The 21,716-nt window shown below is 67.6% G+C and carries 24 protein-coding genes; 9 read left to right on the top strand and 15 right to left on the bottom strand.

Annotated elements, in window-relative coordinates:
* Positions 1 to 244 precede the first annotated feature (244 nt).
* Together ABZS29_RS03265 and ABZS29_RS03260 are read left to right on the top strand one after the other, a co-directional pair.
* Entirely contained in the window at positions 245 to 727 is a 483-nt protein-coding gene (locus ABZS29_RS03265) for a DUF4265 domain-containing protein (RefSeq protein ID WP_355458077.1), read from the top strand.
* 157 nt (positions 728 to 884) lie between these two features.
* Positions 885 to 2,675: an ABC-F family ATP-binding cassette domain-containing protein gene (locus tag ABZS29_RS03260; protein WP_355458075.1), complete on the top strand. Its 1,791-nt coding sequence runs from the start codon at positions 885 to 887 to the stop codon at positions 2,673 to 2,675.
* A 469-nt stretch (positions 2,676 to 3,144) separates the two neighbouring features.
* On the opposite strand, the gene ABZS29_RS03255 is transcribed toward ABZS29_RS03260, so the two are convergent.
* Complete coding sequence (locus ABZS29_RS03255; protein WP_355458073.1) at positions 3,145 to 3,642, bottom strand: MarR family transcriptional regulator; 498 nt, start codon at positions 3,640 to 3,642, stop codon at positions 3,145 to 3,147.
* Positions 3,643 to 3,743: 101 nt separating this feature from the next.
* Here ABZS29_RS03255 and ABZS29_RS03250 point away from each other — a divergent pair, with 101 nt between their 5' ends.
* Both ABZS29_RS03250 and ABZS29_RS03245 read left to right on the top strand, forming a co-directional pair.
* The gene (locus ABZS29_RS03250) at positions 3,744 to 4,526 is read left to right on the top strand and encodes a methyltransferase domain-containing protein (RefSeq protein ID WP_355458071.1); all 783 of its coding nucleotides are present in this window, start codon (positions 3,744 to 3,746) and stop codon (positions 4,524 to 4,526) included.
* The gene (locus ABZS29_RS03245) at positions 4,523 to 4,870 is read left to right on the top strand and encodes a VOC family protein (RefSeq protein ID WP_355458070.1); all 348 of its coding nucleotides are present in this window, start codon (positions 4,523 to 4,525) and stop codon (positions 4,868 to 4,870) included. The genes ABZS29_RS03250 and ABZS29_RS03245 overlap by 4 nt, the downstream gene beginning before the upstream one ends.
* A gap of 46 nt (positions 4,871 to 4,916) precedes the next feature.
* On the opposite strand, the gene ABZS29_RS03240 is transcribed toward ABZS29_RS03245, so the two are convergent.
* The 8 genes from ABZS29_RS03240 to ABZS29_RS03205 form a co-directional block, all read right to left on the bottom strand.
* Positions 4,917 to 7,340 carry an FtsX-like permease family protein gene (locus ABZS29_RS03240; protein WP_355458068.1) on the bottom strand — a complete coding sequence of 808 codons (2,424 nt, stop codon included), beginning with the start codon at positions 7,338 to 7,340 and terminating at the stop codon, positions 4,917 to 4,919.
* A gap of 37 nt (positions 7,341 to 7,377) precedes the next feature.
* Positions 7,378 to 8,157: an ABC transporter ATP-binding protein gene (locus ABZS29_RS03235; protein WP_355458066.1), complete on the bottom strand. Its 780-nt coding sequence runs from the start codon at positions 8,155 to 8,157 to the stop codon at positions 7,378 to 7,380.
* A gap of 109 nt (positions 8,158 to 8,266) precedes the next feature.
* Entirely contained in the window at positions 8,267 to 8,938 is a 672-nt protein-coding gene (locus tag ABZS29_RS03230) for a response regulator transcription factor (protein WP_355458064.1), read from the bottom strand.
* A complete protein-coding gene (locus ABZS29_RS03225; protein ID WP_355458062.1) occupies positions 8,935 to 10,119 on the bottom strand; it encodes a histidine kinase in 1,185 nt (394 codons plus the stop codon). The genes ABZS29_RS03230 and ABZS29_RS03225 overlap by 4 nt, the downstream gene beginning before the upstream one ends.
* 180 nt (positions 10,120 to 10,299) lie before the next feature.
* Complete coding sequence (locus ABZS29_RS03220) at positions 10,300 to 10,941, bottom strand: TetR/AcrR family transcriptional regulator (protein ID WP_355458061.1); 642 nt, start codon at positions 10,939 to 10,941, stop codon at positions 10,300 to 10,302.
* 58 nt (positions 10,942 to 10,999) lie between these two features.
* Positions 11,000 to 11,992 (bottom strand): acyl-CoA desaturase, encoded by a 993-nt coding sequence (locus ABZS29_RS03215; protein ID WP_355458059.1) that lies wholly within the window; start codon positions 11,990 to 11,992, stop codon positions 11,000 to 11,002.
* Between the two features lie 344 nt (positions 11,993 to 12,336).
* Positions 12,337 to 12,825 (bottom strand): HIT family protein, encoded by a 489-nt coding sequence (locus ABZS29_RS03210; RefSeq protein WP_355458057.1) that lies wholly within the window; start codon positions 12,823 to 12,825, stop codon positions 12,337 to 12,339.
* Positions 12,812 to 13,351, bottom strand: coding sequence for a GNAT family N-acetyltransferase (locus ABZS29_RS03205; RefSeq protein WP_355458056.1), 540 nt, complete (start codon positions 13,349 to 13,351; stop codon positions 12,812 to 12,814). Before ABZS29_RS03205 ends, ABZS29_RS03210 begins: the two co-directional genes overlap by 14 nt.
* 90 nt (positions 13,352 to 13,441) lie before the next feature.
* Here ABZS29_RS03205 and ABZS29_RS03200 point away from each other — a divergent pair, with 90 nt between their 5' ends.
* Positions 13,442 to 14,095, top strand: a complete 654-nt coding sequence (locus tag ABZS29_RS03200) for a class I SAM-dependent methyltransferase (protein WP_355458055.1) — start codon at positions 13,442 to 13,444, stop codon at positions 14,093 to 14,095.
* Between the two features lie 19 nt (positions 14,096 to 14,114).
* On the top strand, positions 14,115 to 15,530 hold the full coding sequence (locus ABZS29_RS03195) for a serine hydrolase domain-containing protein (RefSeq protein ID WP_355458054.1): 1,416 nt from the start codon (positions 14,115 to 14,117) through the stop codon (positions 15,528 to 15,530).
* Here ABZS29_RS03195 and ABZS29_RS03190 read toward each other — a convergent pair.
* Both ABZS29_RS03190 and ABZS29_RS03185 read right to left on the bottom strand, forming a co-directional pair.
* Positions 15,527 to 15,766 (bottom strand): hypothetical protein, encoded by a 240-nt coding sequence (locus ABZS29_RS03190; protein WP_355458052.1) that lies wholly within the window; start codon positions 15,764 to 15,766, stop codon positions 15,527 to 15,529. The genes ABZS29_RS03195 and ABZS29_RS03190 overlap by 4 nt on opposite strands.
* Before the next feature lie 12 nt (positions 15,767 to 15,778).
* On the bottom strand, positions 15,779 to 16,165 hold the full coding sequence (locus tag ABZS29_RS03185) for a VOC family protein (protein ID WP_355458050.1): 387 nt from the start codon (positions 16,163 to 16,165) through the stop codon (positions 15,779 to 15,781).
* Positions 16,166 to 16,197: 32 nt separating this feature from the next.
* Between ABZS29_RS03185 and ABZS29_RS03180 the strand changes: the two genes are divergently transcribed.
* Entirely contained in the window at positions 16,198 to 16,512 is a 315-nt protein-coding gene (locus ABZS29_RS03180) for a hypothetical protein (protein WP_355458049.1), read from the top strand.
* Here the strand turns inward: ABZS29_RS03180 and ABZS29_RS03175 are convergent.
* The 4 genes from ABZS29_RS03175 to ABZS29_RS03160 form a co-directional block, all read right to left on the bottom strand.
* On the bottom strand, positions 16,509 to 17,111 hold the full coding sequence (locus tag ABZS29_RS03175) for a muconolactone Delta-isomerase family protein (protein WP_355458047.1): 603 nt from the start codon (positions 17,109 to 17,111) through the stop codon (positions 16,509 to 16,511). The two genes, ABZS29_RS03180 and ABZS29_RS03175, sit on opposite strands and share 4 nt — an antisense overlap.
* 141 nt (positions 17,112 to 17,252) lie before the next feature.
* Positions 17,253 to 18,050 carry an alpha/beta hydrolase gene (locus ABZS29_RS03170; protein WP_355458045.1) on the bottom strand — a complete coding sequence of 266 codons (798 nt, stop codon included), beginning with the start codon at positions 18,048 to 18,050 and terminating at the stop codon, positions 17,253 to 17,255.
* Between the two features lie 34 nt (positions 18,051 to 18,084).
* Positions 18,085 to 18,384 carry a hypothetical protein gene (locus ABZS29_RS03165; protein WP_355458043.1) on the bottom strand — a complete coding sequence of 100 codons (300 nt, stop codon included), beginning with the start codon at positions 18,382 to 18,384 and terminating at the stop codon, positions 18,085 to 18,087.
* A gap of 29 nt (positions 18,385 to 18,413) precedes the next feature.
* Positions 18,414 to 18,746, bottom strand: a complete 333-nt coding sequence (locus tag ABZS29_RS03160) for a VOC family protein (RefSeq protein ID WP_355458042.1) — start codon at positions 18,744 to 18,746, stop codon at positions 18,414 to 18,416.
* A 133-nt stretch (positions 18,747 to 18,879) separates the two neighbouring features.
* On the opposite strand from ABZS29_RS03160, the gene ABZS29_RS03155 reads away from it, so the two are divergent.
* Both ABZS29_RS03155 and glmU read left to right on the top strand, forming a co-directional pair.
* Positions 18,880 to 20,121 (top strand): hypothetical protein, encoded by a 1,242-nt coding sequence (locus tag ABZS29_RS03155; protein ID WP_355458040.1) that lies wholly within the window; start codon positions 18,880 to 18,882, stop codon positions 20,119 to 20,121.
* A gap of 114 nt (positions 20,122 to 20,235) precedes the next feature.
* On the top strand, positions 20,236 to 21,708 hold the full coding sequence (gene glmU, locus ABZS29_RS03150; RefSeq protein WP_355458039.1) for a bifunctional UDP-N-acetylglucosamine diphosphorylase/glucosamine-1-phosphate N-acetyltransferase GlmU: 1,473 nt from the start codon (positions 20,236 to 20,238) through the stop codon (positions 21,706 to 21,708).
* The last annotated feature ends 8 nt before the right edge of the window (positions 21,709 to 21,716 follow it).

Below are 21,716 nucleotides of genomic sequence, written 5' to 3'. Positions count from 1 at the left end.
TGCAAGGGCTCCCAGCGAGCCCGCCGCAGTTAAAGACGCCACCATCCACCGTTTGGTTGGATCACAGACCAGTCACAAAAGTGGCCTGCAGACGTAGCGAGTAGATGCTGAGGGCAACATCAGTCGTGGATTGGGCCGCCTACTGCAGTCATGACCCGAATGAACGAGAGAGTCGAGGCATGGCGAGGCATTCAGGAGCAGCGGAGGGAAGCACATGGGATACCCGGCGGGAGTTCTGTAGCCGATGAGGGTTGTTGTGCATGAGGATCCGGTGGGGCGGGCCGAGACGAACTGGATCGCGCGGATTGCATTGGAGCCGTTCGGGTTCGAGGGGTTATGGGAGCAGGTTTGGCTCCGGCGGACTGGGGACGACCTGGCGATGATGTGCTGCATTCCGCTGCGTGCGTACGGCGTTGCCCGGGGGGATGTGGTTCGACTCTCTGCTGATGGATCGACGGTGACCGAGGTGGTCGAGCGTTCTGGGCGACGGGTTCTTCGCGCACTTCTGACTGATCAGCGGGACGAAGATGTCGCGGAAATTGCGGCTGAGGTCACTGCGATCGGCGCGAGGACCGGGGTGCCGCTCGAGTGGAGCGAGGTTCGGCTGGTCGCGATCGACGTGTCGCCGGAGGTTGATACGGCCGGTGTACTCGGCTACTTGGCCGGGCTCGCCGAGGCTGGACGGCTGGAGTGGGAGTGGGGCGAGGCCGGGCCGTTCGTGGCGTAGGTGGTGACAAGGCGTACAGACGGACTGGTGATGGGTCATGCCAGGCGCCGGCGGGGAGCCGCGGGTGAGCCTGACCACGGGCTTGGGGTGGTGCGTAGTACCAGTCCTTCTGTACGCCGTCGGGCGGTGTCACCGCGTCGGATAGGGTGGCGAGGTTATGGCTGCCGCTAATTTGGTCAACTTGGAAGCTGTGTCTAAGGGCTTCGGGACTCGTGTGTTGCTGGACTCCGTGAGTCTGGGGGTGGGGCGGGGGGACCGGGTTGGAGTGGTTGGGCGCAACGGCGACGGGAAGTCGACGTTGTTGTCGGTGCTCGCGCGGCGGGAGGAGCCGGACAGCGGGCGGATCACGCATATGCGGGATCTGCGGTTGGGGTATCTGGGGCAGACGGACGAGCTGAACCCGGACGAGACCGTGCTGCACGCGGTGCTGGGGGATGTGGAGACGTACACGTGGGCCGCGGATCCGCGGGCACGGTCGGTGATGGAGCACTTGCTGGGTGAGGTCGACCTGGAGGCCAAGGTCGGCACGCTCAGCGGTGGGGAGCGGCGGCGGGCGTCGTTGGCGCGGTTGCTGATGACCGAGGTCGATCTGCTGGTGCTGGACGAGCCGACGAACCACCTGGACATCGAGGCGGTCAACTGGCTGGCTCAGCATGTGGTGGACCGGGCGGGGGCGTTGATCGTGGTGACCCACGACCGGTGGTTCCTCGACGCGGTGTGCACCAACACGTGGGAGGTACAGGGCGGCAACATCTCCTCGTACGACGGTGGCTACGCCGCGTACGTGCTCGCGAAGGCGGAGCGTTCGAGGAGTGCCCAGGTCAGCGAGGTCAAGCGGCAGAACCTGCTGAAGAAGGAGCTGGCGTGGTTGCGCCGCGGGGCGCCGGCGCGGACGAGCAAGCCGAAGTTCCGGATCGACGCGGCGAACGCGCTGATCGAGAACGAGCCGGAACCGCGGGACAAGCTCGCCCTGTCGAAGCTGGCGACGGCGCGGCTGGGCAAGGACGTGTTCGACGCGGAGGACGTGAGTCTGAAGTTCGGTGATCGGGTGATGCTCGATCACGTGACGTTCCGGCTCGGGCCGGCGGACCGGATCGGACTGCTCGGGCCGAACGGCGCCGGGAAGACGACGTTCCTGAAGGTGCTCACCGGGCTGCTGCCGCCGGACCACGGCAAGGTCAAGCAGGGCAAGACGGTGCGCGTCGCCAACCTGTCGCAGCATCTGGAGGAGGTCGACGGGTCGGTCACCGTCCTCGACCACATCACCTCGATCAAGCGTACGGCGGCGCTCGCGGGCCACGGCGGCGAGATGACGAGCTCGCAGTTGCTGGAGCGGTTCGGGTTCACCGGGGACCGGCTGACGACGCGGATCTCGGACCTGTCGGGTGGTGAGCGGCGGCGGTTGCAGCTGCTGCGGATCCTGCTGGACGAGCCGAACGTGCTGATCCTCGACGAGCCGACCAACGACCTGGATGTCGAGACGCTGACCGTGCTGGAGGACTTCCTCGACAGCTGGCCGGGCGTCGTTGTCACCGTCACCCACGACCGGTACTTCCTGGAGCGGGTCAGCGACATGGTCTACGCGATCATGGGCGACGGCCGGGTCCGGCACCTGCCGCGCGGCGTCGACCAGTACATCGAGGACCTCGACGCCGGCGTCACCCGCCGAACGGATACCAAGCCTACGGAGACGGGCGAAGCCGACCCCGAGCCTCAGCAGGCCCCGGTCGACGCCGCCGCGGCCCGGGCGGCGAAGAAAGACCTGAACCGCATCGAACGGCAGATCGCCAAGATCACCGAGTCCGAGGCGAAGCTGCACGACCAGATCGCGGCCAACGCCAGCAATTACGAGCGTCTGGCCGAGCTCGACACCGAGCTGCGCAAGCTCGGCGACGAGCGCGCCGAGCTGGAGACGCTCTGGTTCGAGGCGGCCGAACGCGCCGAGTAACGACGAAATGCAGAGCCGCGGCGAGCTCTCACCCCCGGAATGCGGGGGCGCCGCGCGGTATTCAGCACGGAATGCATTGTTGAGTTCACCGGAAAAGCTCTGATCAAATCAGCAGGCCAGAAATGAGTTGGCGCGCCCTCCGATCCCCTGTGATTCGGAGGGCGCGCCGCCTTGGGTGAGCGGGCCCCGTGCCGGTCGCCGTTGTCCGGGCCCCGAGCCCCGGACACCACACGACCGCTTTCGGCGAACCACCTCTAGTCGCCGAAGTCACCAAGATTCTAACGTTTTGTAGTCGATTCCCCACCGACAGTAAGGACCCTAGTGCTCTCGGTCACTCAGTGTCGATAGAGGTCCGCTACAACAGCCTCTCGATCTCGTTGCAACTAGCAACGATGCGCGGGAGGCGAAGTGACGCGATCGGGTTCTGCAGAATGACAACGCAATTCTGCGAAACCGTGTATACAAAAAGTCAGTGCTTTTCCAGATCGAACGGCCGCACGAGTTCGCGCAGAACCTGAGCGATGCGGGTCTGGTCCCGCGCACTGATCGAGCCCAGCAGAGTGCGCTCGTGCGCGAGCAGATCGGCCATGGCCGCATCCACCGCGTCGCGGCCGGCGTCGGTCAGCTGCACCAGTACGCCGCGCCGATCGGCCGGGTCTGGCAGGCGCTCGACCAGGCCGCGCGCGGTCAGTCGATCCACCCGGTTCGTCATCGTCCCCGATGTCACCAGCGTCTCCTTCAGGAGCTTCCCCGGCGACAGCTGGTACGGCGATCCCGCCCGCCGCAGCGCCGCCAGTACGTCGAACTCCCACGACTCGAGCCCGTGCGTCTCGAACGCCTGACTGCGTGCCCGGTCCAGGTGCCGCGCGAGCCGGCTGACCCGCGACAGAACCTCCATCGGGCTCACGTCGAGGTCCGGCCGCTCCCGGCGCCAGGCTTCCAGCAGCCGGTCGACCTCGTCTTCCATAGCTGTGAGGGTACGTCATCAAGACTCTTGACATCAAGACATCCCCCGAGGCCTAATGTATCTTGACATCAAGATAAACCCCGGAAAGAAGAGGTGCGACGATGCGCACGTCCCCCGTCTGGAGCCCCGAGCAGTACGGCACGTACGCCGACGAGCGTGGCCGCCCGTTCGCCGACCTGGTACGCCAGATCCGCGCCGACGAGGTCCGCACTGTCGTCGACCTCGGCTGCGGTCCCGGCGCGCTGACCGCGACCCTGCGGAAATCCTGGCCGGAGGCAACGATCACCGGTGTCGACAGCTCGCCGCAGATGATCGAGGCGGCCCAGGAGTTCGCCGACGACCACCTGAGGTTCGAGCTCGGCGACGTCCACGACTGGTCGGTTCCCGAGGGGAGCGTCGACGTGATCGTCACCAACGCGACGCTGCAGTGGATCCCCGATCAGCTCGACCTGCTCCCCGGCTTCGTCAAGGCGCTCCGCCCCGGCGGCTGGCTGGCGATCCAGATCCCCGGCAACGGCAACGCGCCGTCCCACGCGATCCTCCGCGAACTCGCCGCCAAGGACCCGTACGCCGAGTTCGCGCGCGAGCGTTCGCTGCGTCCCGACGTACCGGGTCCGGGCGACTACGTCGACGTACTGAGTGCTGAAGGGTGTGTCGTCGACGCCTGGGAGACGACGTACTTCCACCTCCTGCAAGGCGACAACGCCGTACTGGAGTGGGTGAAGGGGACAGGCGCGCGGCCGGTGCTGCAGTCGCTGCCGGACGACCTGCGGCAGGAATTCGAGGCCGAGTACGGCGCTCGCCTGGCCGAGGCTTATCCGCAGCGCGACTACGGCACGCTGCTGCCGTTCCGCCGCATCTTCGCTGTTGCTCACAAGCGATGAGGCTCGACCACGTGCAGGTCTCCTGCCCGCCAGGTGGCGAAGACATCGCCCGCGCCTTCTATCGCGACGCACTCGGCATGACCGAGGTCGAGAAACCCGAACTGCTCAAGGCCCGCGGTGGTTGCTGGTTCCGCGCCGGCGACGCCGAGATCCACATCGGCGTCGAGCAGGACTTTCGTCCTGCCCGGAGAACCCATCCGGCGCTGAAGGTCGACGACCTCGACACCCTCGCCACGCAGCTCGAGGCCCGCGGCTATCCAGTTGCCTGGGACAACGAAACGATCCCGGGCCGCCGGCGCTTTCATACCGCCGACGGCCACGGGAACCGGATCGAGTTCGTCTGAAACAGCGGCTCGCCCAGCCCCCTCAAGCCAGGCGAGCCGCTAGCTTTTACTCCGTGGCCAGCGCTCCGGCCGGCGCGACCTTCGCCGCCCGGCGAGCGGGCAGGACCGAGGCGAGCAGACCGGCCACGGCGGCGATTGCCGCGATCGCGATCAGCAGTCCGACCGGTACGGCGTACTCGACGGTGCCTTCCTTGACCTGACCGCCCATCAGCGCGCTGGTCCCGGTCCAGCCGTAGACCAGCCCGAGCACGATTCCGAGGCCGGCGGCAACCAGTGCCATCAGCAACGATTCGATCGCGAGCATGCTGCGCAGCTGGCGTCTGGTCAGACCCATTGCCCGCAGCAACGCGTTCTCCCGCGTCCGCTCGAGGACCGACAGGCTGAGGGTGTTCCCCACACCGACCAGCGCGATCAGGACCGAGACTCCGAGCAGGCCGATTCCGACGGCCAGCAGGACATCGAAAATCTTCGTGTACGACGTCCGCTCGGCCAGGCCGCCGCTGACATCCAGCTCCTTCACCGAAGGCAGCGACTGACTCACCGCGTCGATGACCTGGCTGCCGTCCGCCTCCGGATCCGAGGCCAGCCAGAAGCCAGTGACCGGTGCGGTCGGGGCCAGCCTGGCGAGATCCGTGGACGTCAGGTTGAACGGGTCCAGCCCGAGGCCGAGCTGCAGTGTCACGGTGAGCGTGTTCTTCCCGGAGACGAGCGTGACCTTCGAACCCTCCTTCAGCTGCAATCGGTGGAGCGTGTCGTAGTCGACCAGCGCCGTACCGGACTGCAGTTTGCCGACCAGCGTGGGGTTGTGGATGACCGTCCCGGCCGTGGCCGGGTCGATGCCGGTGACCGAGTACTCCTCGCCCTTGGACTTCAGTGTGACCTTGTGGATCGGCACGACCGCGGTGATGCCCTTGATGGCCTTGAGCTGCTGGTCGGCGCCGGCCGGCATCTTCTCGTTGTAGGTCATCACGGTCAGGTCGACCGGGTACTGACCGTCCATCGACACATCGAACGTCTTGCGCACGGAGGCGATTCCGACGCATGTCAGGCTGATCAGCGTCACACCGATGAGCAGTGCGGCGGTGGTGGCCGCCGTACGCTTCGGGTTGCGGACCGCGTTCGCCACCGCGATGCGGGACGGCACGCCGCTGCGTGCCGGCAGCGCACCGAGCACCTTGATCAGCGCCGGCACCAGGAAGGTGCCGACCGCCAGGACGCCGAGGAACGAGACCACGCCGCCACCGACGCCGACGAGCACTTGGTGCGAAGTCGCCGCCAACGCCAGTAGCGCGCCGCCACCGGCTAGCAGCAGGAAGCCGAAGATCAGCCGGAAGACACCGCGCTTGGACGCAACCGCCGGCGCGACGTCGGGCCGAAGTGCGGCCAGCGGCGCGACCTTGGTCGCCCGACGAGCCGGTACGACGGCGGCCGCGATCGTCGCGATTGTCCCGAGCAGCAGCGGCAGGAAGATCGACACCAGGTCGAGGTGCAGCGAGACCGGCGGGATACCCCAGTCGAACTCGCGGGACAGCGCCAGCGCCAGTGCGGACAGCGCGACCCCGAAGACCACACCAATCGCGGAGGCGATCACGCCGACCACGGTCGCCTCGGCGAGCACCGAGGAGAACACCTGGCGGCGGGACGCGCCGACGCAGCGCAGCAACGCCATCTCTCGGGTTCGTTGGGCGATCACGATCGTGAAGGTGTTGCCGATCACCAGACATGCGACGAAGAGTGCGATGACGGCGAACATGCCGAACACGCCGCCCAGGACGTCGATGCCGTTGGTGTAGCTCCTGACCTCGTGCTCGATCCAGGCCTCGCCGGTGAAGACCTCGAATCCGCCCTGGACCGCCGACTGGACGGCAGCAGCCACCTCCTGCTGGCTGGTGCCGGCCTTCCCGGCGACCTCGAGACCCTGGATATAAGCCTCTGGCTCGAAGATCTTCACCGCGGCCGGTGTCGCGACCGCGGCGCCCTGGCCGAACGCACTCTTGTCGTCGATCAGACCGACCACCTTCACGGTCCAGGACTTCTTCTCGTACGACGTCAGCCGCAACGAGTTGCCCAGGGCCACGTTGTACTTCGCCGCGAGCTTGCTTGGTAGCGCGATCTCGTCAGTTGCTGTCGGCAACTTGCCGGATGTCGTAGCGGGAGAGGCGATCTGGGTGGTGGTGTACAGCGCCTCGACCGGCAGCGACAGCGGCCGGACCAGGCCCGGGAACGCGGCCTGCAGGTAGGCGCTCGTTTTCGGGACCACCTCGGCGACCTGCGGCAACGCCTTCACTTTGGCAATCAGTGCCGGCGTGAGCTCGCCTTGCTGGGGGGACGCGTAGGCGTCGACGCCCTTGTACTGCGCGCCGACCGTCTCGTCGATGCCGTGCGAGGCGGAGCTGTGCGCGGTCAGCGCCAGAGAGCCGAAGCCGACCCCCAGCACGATGGCCAGACAGGCGGCGACCAAGCGGCCCATGTGGGCACGCAATGAAGAAAGGAGCGAACGTCGCACGTCAGGCCCCCAGCTGGCGCAGCGCGTCGAGAACGGTCTCGGGCTTCGGGTCGAGCAGTTCGCCGGCCAGCTTGCCGTCGGCAAGCATCACGACGCGATCGGCGTACGAGGCTGCCAGCGGGTCGTGGGTGACCATCACCACGGTCTGGCCGAACTCCCGCACCGAACGGCGGAGGAAGCCAAGGACCTCGGCGCCGGAACGCGAGTCGAGGTTGCCGGTCGGCTCGTCGGCGAAGACGACCTCCGGCCGCCCGACCAGCGCCCGGGCTACGGCGACCCGCTGCTGCTGACCGCCGGACAGCTCCGACGGGCGGTGCGTGAGCCGGTCCTTCAGACCCAGTACGTCGACCAGCGTGGCGAGCCACTGCTGGTCGGGCTTGCGGCTGCCGAGCTCGAGCGGGAGCAGGATGTTGTCCTTCGCGGACAGCATCGGCAGCAGGTTGAAGGACTGGAAAACGAAACCGATCCGGTCCCGCCGGATCTTGGTCAGCGCGGCGTCGGGGAGCTGGGTCAGCTCGGTCTCACCGAGCAGGACCTGACCGCTGGTCGGCGTGTCCAGGCCGGCCAGGCAGTGCATCAGCGTCGACTTCCCCGAGCCCGACGGGCCCATGATCGCGGTGAAGTTGCCGACCGCGAAGTCGACCGACACGCCGTCCAGCGCGGCCACGGCGGTGTCGCCCTGTCCGTAGACCTTGCGCAGCTCGTGCGCGCGGATCGCCGTACGCGGCATCCCGTCCTGCGGCAGCCGCCCTGCCGCAAGCTCACCGGTCTGCAAACTCATGTCACTCCCTGGTTCCACGACAGGCCCGCCCTGTCATGCTCCTCAAGGTAGTGAGAACCGCCGCCCGCTACGTCGTCCCACGGACCGTATTCCGTGTAGTACCTGGGTATTACTTGGTCGGGCGAACGAGCCCGGTCTCGTACCCGAGAACGACGAGTGCGACCCGGTCCCGCAGGCCGGTCTTGGCCAGGATGCGGCCGATATGCGTCTTGACCGTTGCCTCGGACAACGTGAACAGCTGGGCGATCTCGGTGTTCGACAGACCGCGGGCGACCTCGACCAGCACTTCGCGTTCCCGCGCGGTCAGCTGGGCCAGATCGGGACGCTCGACCCCCGAATCGGGCAGGGAGCCGGCGAAGTGCTCGAGCAGGCGCCGCGTCGTGCTGGGGGAGACCACGGCGTCGCCGGAGTGCACCTGGCGGATCGCCGACAGCAGGTCCGCCGGCGGCGTGTTCTTGAGCAGGAAGCCGGCCGCACCGGCCTTGATCGCGGCGAAGGCGTACTCGTCCAGGTCGAACGTGGTCAGCACGATCACCTTCGGGGCCTGGGGCAACGACTGGAGCCGGTTGGTGGCCTCGACGCCGTCGAGGCGCGGCATCCGGACGTCCATCAGTACGACGTCGCATGCGGTCACCGAGATCTTCTCGACCGCCTCGCCGCCGTCCCCGGCCTGTCCGACCACCCGCATGTCGGGCTGCGAGTCCACCAGCATCGTGAAGCCGGCCCGGACCAGCTCCTGGTCGTCCACCAGGAACACCCGGATCACATCTTCTTCACTCACTGCTGTACTCCTCCTGGCAGGTGGTACGGGAGCTTGGCGATCACCTCGTAACCGCCGCCCGCCTTCGGTCCGGCGCTCACCGTACCGCCCGAGACCGAGGCGCGCTGATGCATCCCCACCAGGCCGTGACCTGGTTCCGTACTCGGGGCGACGCCGCCGCCACGGCCGTCGTCGGTGACCACCACGGTCAGCATCTCGCGCCCGAAGTCCAGAGCGACGGAGGTGCGCGCCCCCGGCCCGGCGTGTTTGAGCGTGTTGGTCAGACCCTCCTGCACGATCCGGTACGCCGTCAGTCCGAGCAGCGCGGGCAGATCGCGCGGGGTGCCGGTGACCTGGTAGTCGACCGCCAGGCCTGCCTCGCGGACGTTCTCGATAAGTTCGGGGAGGCTGGAGACGCCCGGCTGGGGGCGTGGCTGGTTCGGGTCGAGTTCGCGCTGCTCGTCGGCCTTGAGCAGGCCGAGCATCTTGCGCATCTCGGTCAGGCTCGCCCGCCCGGTGTCGCCGATCGTGGCCAGCGCCTTCTTCGCCGCCTCGGGGGACTGGTCGGCGGCGTACAGACCGCCGTCGGCCTGGACGATCATGATCGACAGGCCGTGCGCGACCACGTCGTGGATCTCGCGGGCGATCCGGGTCCGCTCCGCCGAGACCGCGAGCTTCGACTCGCGGTCGCGATCACGCTCGGCTTGGACAGCGCGTTCCTCGAGCTGAGCGACGTACAGGCCTCTGGTCCGGCGGCGTTCGCCGAACGCCCAGACGCCGAAGACGAGCGCGCCGAGGGCGACCATCATCGTCACCTGCTGGCGCCAGTCGGAGTTCGACCAGTAGCGGGAGGTCGCCATCAGTACGCCGAGACCGCCGACGCCGAGCGCGATCCGGCTGAAGCGGACATCGCCGTACACGGAGATCGCGTAGAGGGCGACGAGCAGGCCGACGTTGCCGGGCTGGAGCTCGACCGCGGCCAGCCACTGCAGGACGGCGATCCCCGAGACGAAGAAGAACGTCGCCTCCGGATGCGTGCGGCGCCAGATCAGCGGGCCGATCATCGCCAGCCCGACGACTCCGCCGACCCCTGCCTGTGCGAGCCCCAGGAAGCCGGCCGACACGAACAGGGCACCGGCCAGCAGCAGGTCGAACGCCTTGCTGCGCGCAGGCAGCGGCCGCGCGGTCAGAAACCCCGTCATGCGGGCCAGCGTACGGCGGAGACCGCGGGTGGCGGGTCAACCCACAGTCGGATGTCGCCGTACGACCGTGGTGGGGGCGGACCCCAGCCACTCACCAACTCGGCGCGGCCGGCTGGGCTCTCGCTCAGACGAGCTTCCGCTGGCCGGCTTTCTGAAGGTTGGTGAGTGGGGGCGGTCCGCCTACTTGTGCGGCCGGGTCGACAGCACCGGCTTCGGCTCCAGGCCCGACAGGCCGTTCCAGGCGAGGTTGACCAGGTGGGCGGCGACGTCCTGCTTGCGCGGGCGGCGCGCATCGAGCCACCACTGGCCGGTCAGCGCGACCATGCCGACCAGCATCTGCGCGTACATCGGGGCGTTGTTCGGGTCCAGGCCGCGGCGCTTGAAGTTCTCCGCCAGGATGTGCTCGACCCGGGTGCCGACATCGCTCAGGATCGAGATGAACGACCCCGTCGCCGAGCCGACCGGCGAGTCCCGGACCAGGATCCGGAAGCCGTCGGAGTTGTTCTCGATGTAGTCCAGCAACGCCAGCGCCGCCTGCTCGACCAGCTCGTGCGCGCGGCCGGCGGTCAACGACTGGGTGACACCGTCGAGCAGTTTCCGCACCTCGCGGTCCACGACCACGGCGTACAGGCCTTCTTTGCCGCCGAAGTGTTCGTACACGACAGGCTTCGAAACCTCGGACCGCGCCGCGATCTCCTCCACCGACGTGCCCTCGTACCCACGCTGCGCGAAGAGCGCGCGGGCGACCGCGATCAGCTGCTCGCGACGCTCGGCACTGGTCATCCGGATCCGCCCGGAGCGGCGCGGTTTGGGTTCCGTCACGTCGAGATCACGTCAGCATCATGCCGTACTCGGGGTGGCGCCGGTGGGAGTTTTACGGTCAGGCCGCTTTCAGAGTACGGCGTGCGTCGTCCACGCGGCGGGCTTCCAGCCGTTCCTTGACCGGCCAGCGAACGTCGCTCACCCAGCCCATCTTCTCGAAGAACCAGATGGTCCGGGCCGACGTGTCGAGCTGCCCCCTCAGTACGCCGTGCCGCGCGCACGTCGGGTCCGAGTGATGCAGGTTGTGCCACGACTCGCCCTGGCTCAGGATCGCCAGCCACCACACGTTGCCCGACTTGTCCCGGCTCTTGAACGGCCGGTCGCCGATGGTGTGACAGATCGAGTTGATCGACCACGTCACGTGGTGCAGCAGCGCGATCCGGACCAGGCTCGCCCAGAAGAACGCCGTCAGCGCACCCTGCCACGACCACGACCACAGCCCGCCGATCACAGCCGGCAGGAACAGCGACACCAGCACCAGTATCGGGAACATCCGCGAGACCCGGACGATGTCCTTGTCCTTCAGCAGATCCGGCGCGTACTGCCGTTGCGGAGTCTGCTCGGTGTCGAACAACCACCCGACATGCGCGTGGAAGAACCCCTTGGTCAACGCGCCCAGCGTGTTCCCGTACTTCCAGGGGCTGTGCGGGTCGCCGTCGCGGTCCGAGAACTTGTGATGCTTGCGATGATCAGCCACCCACCGCACCACCGGCCCCTCGATCGCCAGCGACCCCGCGATCGCCAACGCGTACTTCAGCGGCCGGTTCGGCTTGAACGACTTGTGCGTGAACAACCGGTGAAACCCGATCGAGATCCCATGCCCCGACAACGTGTAGAACACCACCGCGATCACAACATCCCGCCACCCCAGGAACCCGCCCCACGCCAGCGGTACCGCAGCCAGCACCGCCAGGAACGGAATCCCGATGAACAGCGCCAGCGCGACCTGCTCCCACACGTTCTTCTGCTCACCCCCGCGCGTCCCCGTCTCGACGTCGTACGCATCGTCCTGAGCCCGCGCCTCCGGCGCGGCAACGGCGGGTGGAGTCATCGCTGTCTCCCCTGGGTCAGAGGGTGGTTACCTACGCAACCGTAACCTACGCCCGCGTAGGTAAGGAACCCCTCAAAGCGCCGTCCACCCCACTCATGGCACACTGTCTCGGCAACCACGATCCCCCGTGGGGTACTCGGCAGCCCGCGAGACTTTGAATCTCGAAGACCTGGATCGAAACCAGGCGGGGGAGCAACGAACCCCCAGGTCAGACCACCTCTGACCTCGGGGGTTCCTTCATGTCCGGGCGCCTTTGCTAACGCTTGCACGGTCTCGTCCGGTGCTGCGGCAGCTGTACGACGGTCAGCAACCGTTGGCGGAGAGCTTCAGGGGCACGGCTTCGTTCATACCGGCGATTCTGTACCGCGACCCGTCAGCCGGAGGTGACGACGGAGTTTCTCGGCGTACGGCTCGCGCTCGGCGCGGGTGGCGGGGTTTGGCAGGTGCCTGGTGTTGTACAGGTTGTCGCCGGGGTAGCGCGGGAAGACGTGAACGTGGTGGTGCCAGGCGTCCTGGTTGCCGGCCGGTTCGTTGTGCTGGCGGGTAGAGATGCCTGCGCAGCCGTAGGTGGTGCGGATGCCGATGGCGATCGCGCGGACGGCGTCGTGCACCGCATAACCGTCCAGCGCCGGTAGGTCATACAGGTTCTCGTAGTGAGCATTCGGTACGACGAGCACGTGGCCGAGGTTGTTCGGCCACCACCGGGAGGCGACGAAGGCCGTGGCCCGCTCAGTACGCAGTACGACGTCCTCCTGGCTCGTCAGTTCGTCTTCGCCGCCGGATGCGACCAGACACAGCGGGCATTCGTAGCCCGGAGGCTCATGATTGAACATGGTCAGACCAGGTGGCGAGGCATTGTTCAGCGCCGTACGCGTGGTAGCGGGTCAGCTCGGTGAAGCCTAGTTTCGTCGCTAGGCGCAGGGAGCGGTCGTTGGCGGTCTGGGTGCAGAGCGCGACTGACTCGCCGGGGTGCGTGGTGGCGAACCACGTGAGAGCTGCGGCGCAGGCTTCGGCGGCGTAGCCGCGGCCCCAAGCGTGCGGAAGGAACAGGTAGCCGAGCTCGACCTTCCCGGCCTCCGGGTAACCCGTACTCTCCGCACTGCGCGCATCGAGCGTGACCGTCCCGATGGCCGCCCCCTCCAGCTCCACAACGAAGAACCCAGGCCGCTGCCCAGGCACCTCGGGCAGCGTGCGCTCCAGCTCACCACGGTCCCGCGCACCACCGACGTACGCGCCCACCTCCGCCGAGGCCAGCAACTCGATGACAGCATCGCGATCACGCGCCTCGGACGGCCGCAGTACCAGCCGCTCAGTCCTGATCGCCCCAGCCGGCCACCCAACAACCCCAAACTCACTCACCCCACGCAACCTACTAGCGCCGAGGTCCCATCCGCGGAGCAAGAGCTGATATTCGCAAGCCTGTCACGAGATACGCGCCTACGGTGGGGTGTGCGTTATTACGAGGTGGAGCCGCGGGAGGTTTATCGGCGGGTGGTGGCGGAGGGGTGGTCTCAGTGGAACGAGGTTTTTGAGGGCGGGGGAGGGTTTGGGGACTTTCCTAATCGGGGGTTTCTGGAGGGGGTGCTGCCTGGGTTGGGTGGGGCGGTTTTGGAGTATGGATGTGGGACTGGGCCGGCGGCTTGTTTCATGGCGGGGCGGGGGTTTCGGGTTGATGCGGTCGACCTGATTCCGGAGGCTGTTGAGTTGGCTCGGGGGTTTGCGGCTGAGCTGGGGGTTCAGGTTCAGTTCTGGGTGCAGGATGTTTGCCGGTGGCCTGCGGTGGTGGAGAAGCAGTACGAGGTCATCGTGGACAGCTACTGCTTGCAGAACATCGTGTTGGACGAGGACCGGTCTGCGCTGTTCCGCGGAGTGCGGGATCGGATGTTGCCGGGTGGGCGGTACCTGATCTCGACGGCCTTGTACGACGTGGATCGCGTGTACGGCGACGACTTCCGGTACGACGCGGTGACGGGGATCTGCTATCGCGGCGAACTGCCGTATCGGCGGCACCTCACGCCGTCGGCGTTGCGGGCGGAGTTGAGCGGTGCGGGGTTCGAGGTGCTGTCGTTCGGCGGGAATAATTTGGCGTGCGCGCGAGCGTAGTCGCGGATACGGTGCGGGGATGCCCGCCTTATTGCCGCGCTCGACGCCTGCTGCCGCGGGGATATCGTCCCGCGCGATCATCGCGCTGCTCGATCGGATCGAAGCCGAATCCGTCGAACTTCACTCGATCATGGTCGTACGCCGGGGGCACGTCGTCGCGGAAGGCTGGTGGGCGCCGTACTCGGCGGATCGGCCGCATCTCCTGTATTCGTTGACAAAGTCGTTCACCTCGATCGCCGTGGGGCTGGTGATCGCGGACGGGTTGCTGTCGCTGGACGATCGCTTGGTGGACGTCTTGCCGGAGCATGTTCCGGACGACGTGTCGGAGCAGGGGCGGCGGATCACCGTGCATCACCTGCTGTCGATGACGGTCGGGCATCCGGTGGACAGCCTCACTGAGGCTTGGGAGTTGGAGCCGGGCGACCTGGTGAAGGGCTTTCTGCGGGTGCCGTTCACCGATCCAGAGGGGACGCGTCACACGTACGACAACGCGACGACGTTCATCCTGGCGCGAATGGTGGAGCGGGTTACCGGTCAGGGGTTGCCGGAGTTTCTCGATGAGCGGTTGTTCGGGCCGATGGAGATCGAGCATGCCGAGTGGGACCGAGTGGCGAGTGGGCTCGCGTTCGGGTTCCACGGATTGCATCTGACGACCGAGGCGATCGCGGCCTTCGGGGAGCTGCTGCGGAGCGGCGGGCGCTGGGGGGACCGTCAGCTCGTACCGCGGGAGTGGATCGAGCTCGCGACCAGTCGGCACATCGAGACGCTGCAGCTCGAGGACGGGTCGGCTGCGGAGGACTTCTTGTGCGGATACGGCTATCAGTTCTGGCGGTCGCGCCACGGCTACTACGGGAACGGCGCCTTCGGTCAGCAGTGCTTGGTCGTTCCGGAGCACGAGCTCGTCATCGCGGTGACGTCTGCGCTCGATGAGCGTCAGCCGATTCCCGGCATGTTTTGGGACTACCTGCTGCCTGGTCTCGACGAGCCGGGAAATGCGGAGGACGACGAGCTCCTCGCCGAGCGGCTGCGGCAGCTGGCGATCCCGCCGGTGGCTGGGGCGGCCGGGCGTTCTGCCAAGGCGACGGTCGACGCGTCCGCCGAGAACTCCGCGCTGCCAGACGGTACGCCGGTGGTCGTGGAGTCGGTCGACGGTGGATGGCAGCTGCGGTTCGGCTCCTGGCCGAGCATCGAGGCCGGCCACGGTGAATGGCGAGAAAGCGCACCACTCGGCCGCTCGGTCGTCGCCTCCGCTGCCTGGCAGGACGACACCTTCATCGCTGACCTACAGATCATCTCCACCCCACACCGAGTCCGCCTGGAACTCGACGCCGCCGCGGGAACAGCGGTCGCCACCTGGAACGGCGTACCCCTGACCGGCCCCAAGCTCGAGCTCCACCTGACCGCACCCCTGATGACCCGCCCCGACGTCGCCTAGGCGGTCTGCTCTGCCCCGCCCGTCGGGTCGGAGAACACGATGGTGAAAGAGCCACGCGTGATCGCGTCGAACCCGATCTCGGTCTCGAAGCCGATCGTGATCAGATCGTCCATGCTGATGGCGTCGTGCTCGCCCAGCGTTTTCGCGACGTGCTGGAACAAAGCGGTCAGAGACTGATCCTCAGCCGCGTCCGGCAGGCCGATCGAGAAGTGCTTGCACGGGTATCCGAGGCTCATGAGCGGAGGGTGTCACGCGGTTGGTGTGGGGAGCCAGCAGAGGCAGAAGGGGTGGCCGGCGGGGTCGGCGTAGACGTTGGTGCCTCGGGCAGCCGTGGGGTCGCCGGTTTTGAGGAGGCGGGCGCCTAGGGAGAGGGCTTTGGTGTGGGCCTCGGCGTGGGCTGCGGGGCCTTCGAAGTAGAGGTCGAGGTGGATTTGCTGGGGGGTGCCGTCGGGCCAGTCGGGTGGGGTGTGGTTGGGGGCGTGCTGTACGCCGAGGGCCCAGCCGCCGTCGACCCAGATGGCGTGCCAGCGGTTGCTCCACTTCTCGACGGTGCCGTCGAGGAAGGCGGCCCAGAAAGTGCTCTCGGCGTCCAGGTCGGCGGCGTCGAAGACGATCATTCGGTGCTTGATCTCCATGGGGAGAGTCTGGCCTACGGCATGATGGAGCGGTGGAGTTCCCGATAGTGGAGGACGACCTGGTCCAGGTCGAGTTGCGGCGGTCCGGGTTTGTGGACTGGAACTATTTCGAGGGCGGCGCCGATGGGCTCATCGAGATCGCCGTCGCGCTCGTCGCGTGGATGGGCAACTGGATCGTGCACTGGGTGCTGTTCTGGGGTGGGTGGACGCTGCGCATCTGGGAGGTCGGCGAGGATGACAAGGTCCGGCTGATCCGCAAGATCCGGTACCGCCGCAAGCGGTATGCGCTGGCCGATGTCGAGCGTCAGTTTCAGGAAGGCCGAGCCGCCGTGGAGCGTCGTACCTAGGCCGGGTCGCTCGGGTGGCGGGACAGCGGGACGGTGTCGATGTGCATCCAGGGCTTGAGGGGGAGCGAGTCCAGGATGGCGGACAGCTCCCCGGCGGTGGCGGTTTGCCAGAGGCCGAAGCCTTGGTTGGTCGGGAGCTTCCAGAGGCGGACCAAGTGCCCGGCGGCGGCTTGGGCGGCGGCTGTGTCTGCCTCGGCGGCATAGGTGGCCTGGACCGTGGCGTCGTCGATGCCGTCGGGGATCGTGAGGGTGAAGGTGGTGAAGAACTCGTGAGCGTCAGGGTCGTGTGGCGTGGACGGTGCGGGGTTGTTGGGATGGGCTCCCAGTGGCGTGACCTTGTCGTGGCGCCAGACGCGGAGCGGCATCGAGGCGAGCAACTCCTCCAGCGCCTCGGCGTCCGAGGTTGCGAAGAGACCGAAGGTGCGCCACTCACCGGGCTGCAGTGGCGGTCGCCAGAGTCGCAGCAGGTTGCCATCAGCAATGAGCTCGCGGGCACGCGCAGCCTCGCGGGTACGCATGCTGTCCACCTCCGCCTCGGACGTGCCGGCCGGAACCTCGGTCGTCATCTCGACCAGGAACTCCATCGCGCTCGCCTCCATAGGTGCTCTCGCAGACTCTCAGCGGTCTCCCGGCCGAAGATATTCCGGACCGTCAGGCCATCACAATTGCGGTCGCGACGGCGGCTGGAGCGGGGGAAAGTGCGCTGGCGGACAGTTGTGATGGGCTTGGGGTCCGGCATCTCACTCCAGGAACTCGTGCAGGTGCTGGGCCCAGAGGTCCGGCTGCTCGAAGTGGCACATGTGGGCGGCGTCGGGGATGACGGCGAGCTGACTGTTCGGTACGGCGGAGTGCAGTCGCTCGGCCAGTTGGACGGGGAAGCCCATGTCCTTGGCGCCATGCAGGATCAGAATGGGTTTGGCGAAGTCACGCAGGATCGTCTCGGGGTCGCCGGGGCACCACGGGTGCATGAGACCGGCCATGGCGCGCTCGTAGCTCCAGTCGCCCTCGTCGCCAAGGCTCTCCAACAGTTCGAGGTACGCCGGCGCTTTGGCGAGGTCCCAGACGAAGATCGTCGAGTTGCGGTCCTCCGGCTTCGCCAGTCGTTGCCGTCGCTGGTACTCCGGCCAATCGTTCAGATACACCTCGGCCGCGCGAGCGTCGTACGCGGAGGTTGACGCCAGCACCAACCGCCGTACGAGCGAAGGGTGTTTGTCCGCGAACTGCATTGCCGCCCGCCCGCCGGTGGAGAAGCCGAGTAGGTCGACCTGGCCCAGGCCGAGCTCGGCGATCAGCCGTCGGGTGTCCTCCACGACGTACTCGGGTTGTAGGCGGTCCTCGGGCAGGCCGCGGGTGCTACGCCCGCAGCCGCGGAAGTCGAACAGCACCACATGCCGGTCGACTGCCGCGAAGCCTGGGACGAGGTACCCATGCCCGACATCTGGTCCGCCGTGGATCACCACCAGCGAAGGCTCGTCGGTGCGTTCGCCCAGCTCTCGCACGAAGAGCTCGACCTCGCCCACGTCCACCCTGCGTTCCATCTCTGCAGCCTGCCAGCCTTCGCCGACAGTCTGCCTAGCTGGTGATGGGGATGCCGACATCTTGAACCTCGCGGATCTGGCAGGGGTAGGGGAGGAGTTCGGTGAGGTTCGCGCTGGTGGATTCGTCGGGCAGGTCGACGAGGTAGGCGCCGTGGAGGTCGGAGGGTGGGGTGGACGGGAGAAGGGGGAGGACGGCGTGCAGGGTGCCGTGGGCGCGGACGGCGCTGGCGAAGGCTCCCATGGCATCGAGGATCTGCTCTTGGCCGGCCGGTCCGGCGGCGGCCCAGCGTGTGTCGTGGTCGGTCTCGGTCATCAGGATCAGGAACTTGGGCACGGAGGACCTTTCAAAGCGGGTGCGGCTGGTCAGGGCTCGATGAGGCAGAAGAGGGTGCCGTCGGGGGCTTTCAGGACGGTGAAGTCCGCGTCTTCGGGGTAGATCCAGTCGTCGACCAGTTGGGCGCCGAGGGCTTCGAGGCGGGCGACTTCGGCGGCGACTGTGGAGTCGGGGCTGACCCAGAGGTCGAGGTGGGTGCGGTCGGTGCTGTCGAGGTGCAGGCGGGTGGCGGGGCGGTCGGGCGGGAGGAGGAAGTCGGGATTGCCGGCCTGGGGCGTGTAGTCGAGGACCTGGCTCCAGAAGGTGGCGGCCGCGGTCGTGTCGGGGACGTTGAGGACGATCGCGCCGAGGGTGAGGCCCATGAATTCTCCCGGGGTGGGTGAGGTTTTCGCCTGGATGCCATGGTGTCGTACGCCGCCGACAAAACCCGATTGATTGCCTAAGGCAACTGAATTGACCTATGACTTTCGGGGTGGGTAGGTCGTTGGGGTGTGCATGAGGCGGGTCGGGTGGTTCGTGGTGGGAGGCGTGCTGGCGGCGGGGTTGGTGGTGACGCCGCCGCGGGTTGCGGTGCTGCCGGTGGCGGCTGAGGTGGGTTTGCCTTCGGCGGGGGATGGACGAGTGAGTCCGCTGGTGGGCCACGCGGTGGACGTGGCGCTGGCACGGCAGGCGGTGGCGTTTCGGCGGGGCGATGAGCGTGGGTTCCTGCAGGAGGTGGCTCCGGGGGCGGTGGAGCGACAGGCGCGGATGTTTCGTGGGCTGCGCGCGCTGGAGGCGCAGGTGGGCTTCCGGCGGCGCGAGGTGTGGGTGGATCCCGGGGCAGTACGCCGGTACGGCGCTGGTGCGGTGACATTGCGAGTGAGCATGCGGTACGCCGTGACGGACCTGAAGCCGGCGGTCGAGGACCTCGGGTACACGTATGTGATTCGAGACGGTGTGGCGCGGCTGGTGGATGCGACTCGGCTGGACGCTGTTCTGAGGAGCAACCGGCAGCCGTGGGACGTGGCCGAGCTGGAGGTCGTACGGCGGGCTGGCGTGGTTGTGCTCGTGGATCGGGGCGAGCGGGCGCGGGGCGAGCAGATTGCCGCGGTGACCGCCCAGGCGGCCAAGGTGGTGGACAAGCTCTGGTCCGGACCGCTCCAGAAGATCCCTCTGGTGGTCGCCCTGAAGGACCCCGACGTGCTGACGGACCTCCCCGCGACGCTGCCGGGGCAGGAACCGATCCGTATCCAGCCGATGCACAGCGCGGCCCCGGATGGTCGCCCAGTCGGCGGCTGGATAGTCCTCGCGCCGGGAGCTGCCGAGGCGGTCGGTGCGCAGCCGAGGGTGGTGCCGAGCCTGGCCGAGATGGTGCACGGGCTGATGCATCTGATGCCGGTGAAGATGGGTGACGAGGCGCCTCGGTGGTTGGCGGAAGGACTCGCCGCCTACGCCGCGAACCTCGTCCGACCCGCACCGGATGTGGCGAGAGAGCGTGCAGCAGTGGCCGACGCAGTCCGCGGGCGGATCGACCGGCTGCCGAGCGACGACGAGTTCACGACTACAGACAGTTACCGGACGAGCTGGCTGGCGGTGGACCTGATGGCCCGGGCTGTCGGTGTGGGATCGGTCACGCGGTTCTACCTCCAGGTCGCCAGGCGGGGGTACAGCGAGTTCGCGCGGGCGCGGATGATGCGGGAGTACGCCGGAATCACTGCCGGCGACCTCGTGGCGAACCTGAGGGGGCCGGCCGCCTAGCAGGTGGATGCGTAACTCCTCGCGAAGAGCAAGTAGGCTTGCGCGGGCACTGAATCGGGTGCCTGTGCAGATACTTGTTCCAGAAACTCGCAGGGAACTCGAGGAGAAGACCGCGTGACTTCCCATCGCCCCGCGGCGGTCGTGATCATGGCCGCCGGGCTCGGAACCCGGATGAAATCGTCGACCCCGAAGGTGCTGCACGAGATCGGCGGGCGCAGCCTTGTCGGTCATGCGGTGGTTACCGCGCGTGCGCTTGCCCCCGAGCACCTGGTGGTCGTGGTCGGCAACGGCCGCGAGCTGGTCGAGGCTCATCTGACCGCGCTGGACCCGGACGTGAAGACCGCCGTCCAGGAGCAGCAGCTCGGGACCGGCGACGCGGTCCGGTCCGGACTGACCGCCGTACCGGCTGGGTTCGAGGGGTCGATCATCGTCACGTCGGGTGACGTGCCGCTGCTGCAGGCTGAGACGCTGCACGAGCTGGTCGCCGAGCATGACAAGCAGGGCAACGCCGTCACCGTGCTGACCGCGCGGGTCGCCGACCCGACGGGCTACGGGCGGATCGTTCCGGGCGCGGACGGGACGGTCGCCGCGATCGTCGAGCACAAGGACGCCACGCCTGAGCAGCGTCAGATCGACGAGATCAACGCTGGGATCTACGTCTTCGACGCGGCCACGCTGCGCGACGGGCTGAGCCGGCTCACCACGGACAACGCGCAGGGCGAGCTGTACCTGACCGACGTACTGTCGATCGCCCGCAGCGACGGCAAGCGGGTCGGTGCCTACGTCACCGACGACGCGATGCAGACCGAGGGCGTGAACGACCGCGTTCAGCTGGCCACGCTGCGGGCCGAGCTGAACCGCCGCAACCTCGACAAGCTGATGCGCGCCGGCGTCACCGTCGTCGACCCGAACACCACCTGGGTGGACAGCACCGTCGAGCTCGCCCAGGACGTCACCCTGCTCCCGAACACCCAGCTGCACGGCGCCACCACAGCCGGCAGCGGTACGACGATCGGTCCGGACACGACCCTGACCGACGTACAGATCGGCGCGGACGCGACCATCATCCGCACCCACGGGTCGAGCGCGGTGCTCGGCGACGGCGCGAGTGTCGGGCCGTTCGCCTACCTGCGCCCGGGCACCACGGTCGGCGTCAAGGGCAAGATCGGCACCTTCGTCGAGACCAAGAACACCAGCATCGGCGACGGCGCCAAGGTGCCGCACCTGACGTACGCCGGGGACGCGACGATCGGCGAGGGCGCGAACATCGGCGCCGGCACGATCTTCGCGAACTACGACGGCGTCAAGAAGTACCCGACCTTCATCGGCAAGCACTCGTTCATCGGGAGCAACTCGGTGATCGTCGCCCCGCGCACGGTCGCGGACGGCGCCTACCTGGCCGCCGGTACCGCTCTGACCGAGGACGTCGGTCCGGGCGAGATCGCGGTGGCCCGGGGCCGGCAACGCAACATCAAGGGCTGGGTCGAGCGCAAGCGCGCCGGCACCAAGACTGCCGCGGCCGCCGCGGAGGCACTCGCGAAGAGTGCGGACGAGGCGACCCCGAGCGACACTGGCGAGAAAGCGTAACGGGAGGC

The sequence above is a fragment of the Kribbella sp. NPDC005582 genome (assembly GCF_040605415.1).
In the GTDB taxonomy this organism is placed as follows: domain Bacteria; phylum Actinomycetota; class Actinomycetes; order Propionibacteriales; family Kribbellaceae; genus Kribbella.
Note: the sequence above shows the minus strand (reverse complement) of the source record. Positions and strands in the feature narration are given on the sequence as shown.

Coding starts and splice junctions, on each gene's coding strand:
- ABZS29_RS03265 (WP_355458077.1), top strand. CDS start 245: ATGAGGGTTGTTGTGCATGAGGATCCGGTGGGGCGGGCCGAGACGAAC.
- ABZS29_RS03260 (WP_355458075.1), top strand. CDS start 885: ATGGCTGCCGCTAATTTGGTCAACTTGGAAGCTGTGTCTAAGGGCTTC.
- ABZS29_RS03255 (WP_355458073.1), bottom strand. CDS start 3,642: ATGGAAGACGAGGTCGACCGGCTGCTGGAAGCCTGGCGCCGGGAGCGG.
- ABZS29_RS03250 (WP_355458071.1), top strand. CDS start 3,744: ATGCGCACGTCCCCCGTCTGGAGCCCCGAGCAGTACGGCACGTACGCC.
- ABZS29_RS03245 (WP_355458070.1), top strand. CDS start 4,523: ATGAGGCTCGACCACGTGCAGGTCTCCTGCCCGCCAGGTGGCGAAGAC.
- ABZS29_RS03240 (WP_355458068.1), bottom strand. CDS start 7,340: ATGGGCCGCTTGGTCGCCGCCTGTCTGGCCATCGTGCTGGGGGTCGGC.
- ABZS29_RS03235 (WP_355458066.1), bottom strand. CDS start 8,157: ATGAGTTTGCAGACCGGTGAGCTTGCGGCAGGGCGGCTGCCGCAGGAC.
- ABZS29_RS03225 (WP_355458062.1), bottom strand. CDS start 10,119: ATGACGGGGTTTCTGACCGCGCGGCCGCTGCCTGCGCGCAGCAAGGCG.
- ABZS29_RS03215 (WP_355458059.1), bottom strand. CDS start 11,992: ATGACTCCACCCGCCGTTGCCGCGCCGGAGGCGCGGGCTCAGGACGAT.
- ABZS29_RS03210 (WP_355458057.1), bottom strand. CDS start 12,825: ATGTTCAATCATGAGCCTCCGGGCTACGAATGCCCGCTGTGTCTGGTC.
- ABZS29_RS03195 (WP_355458054.1), top strand. CDS start 14,115: ATGCCCGCCTTATTGCCGCGCTCGACGCCTGCTGCCGCGGGGATATCG.
- ABZS29_RS03190 (WP_355458052.1), bottom strand. CDS start 15,766: ATGAGCCTCGGATACCCGTGCAAGCACTTCTCGATCGGCCTGCCGGAC.
- ABZS29_RS03185 (WP_355458050.1), bottom strand. CDS start 16,165: ATGGAGATCAAGCACCGAATGATCGTCTTCGACGCCGCCGACCTGGAC.
- ABZS29_RS03175 (WP_355458047.1), bottom strand. CDS start 17,111: ATGGAGGCGAGCGCGATGGAGTTCCTGGTCGAGATGACGACCGAGGTT.
- ABZS29_RS03170 (WP_355458045.1), bottom strand. CDS start 18,050: ATGGAACGCAGGGTGGACGTGGGCGAGGTCGAGCTCTTCGTGCGAGAG.
- ABZS29_RS03160 (WP_355458042.1), bottom strand. CDS start 18,746: ATGGGCCTCACCCTCGGCGCGATCGTCCTCAACGTCCCCGACACGACC.
- ABZS29_RS03155 (WP_355458040.1), top strand. CDS start 18,880: ATGAGGCGGGTCGGGTGGTTCGTGGTGGGAGGCGTGCTGGCGGCGGGG.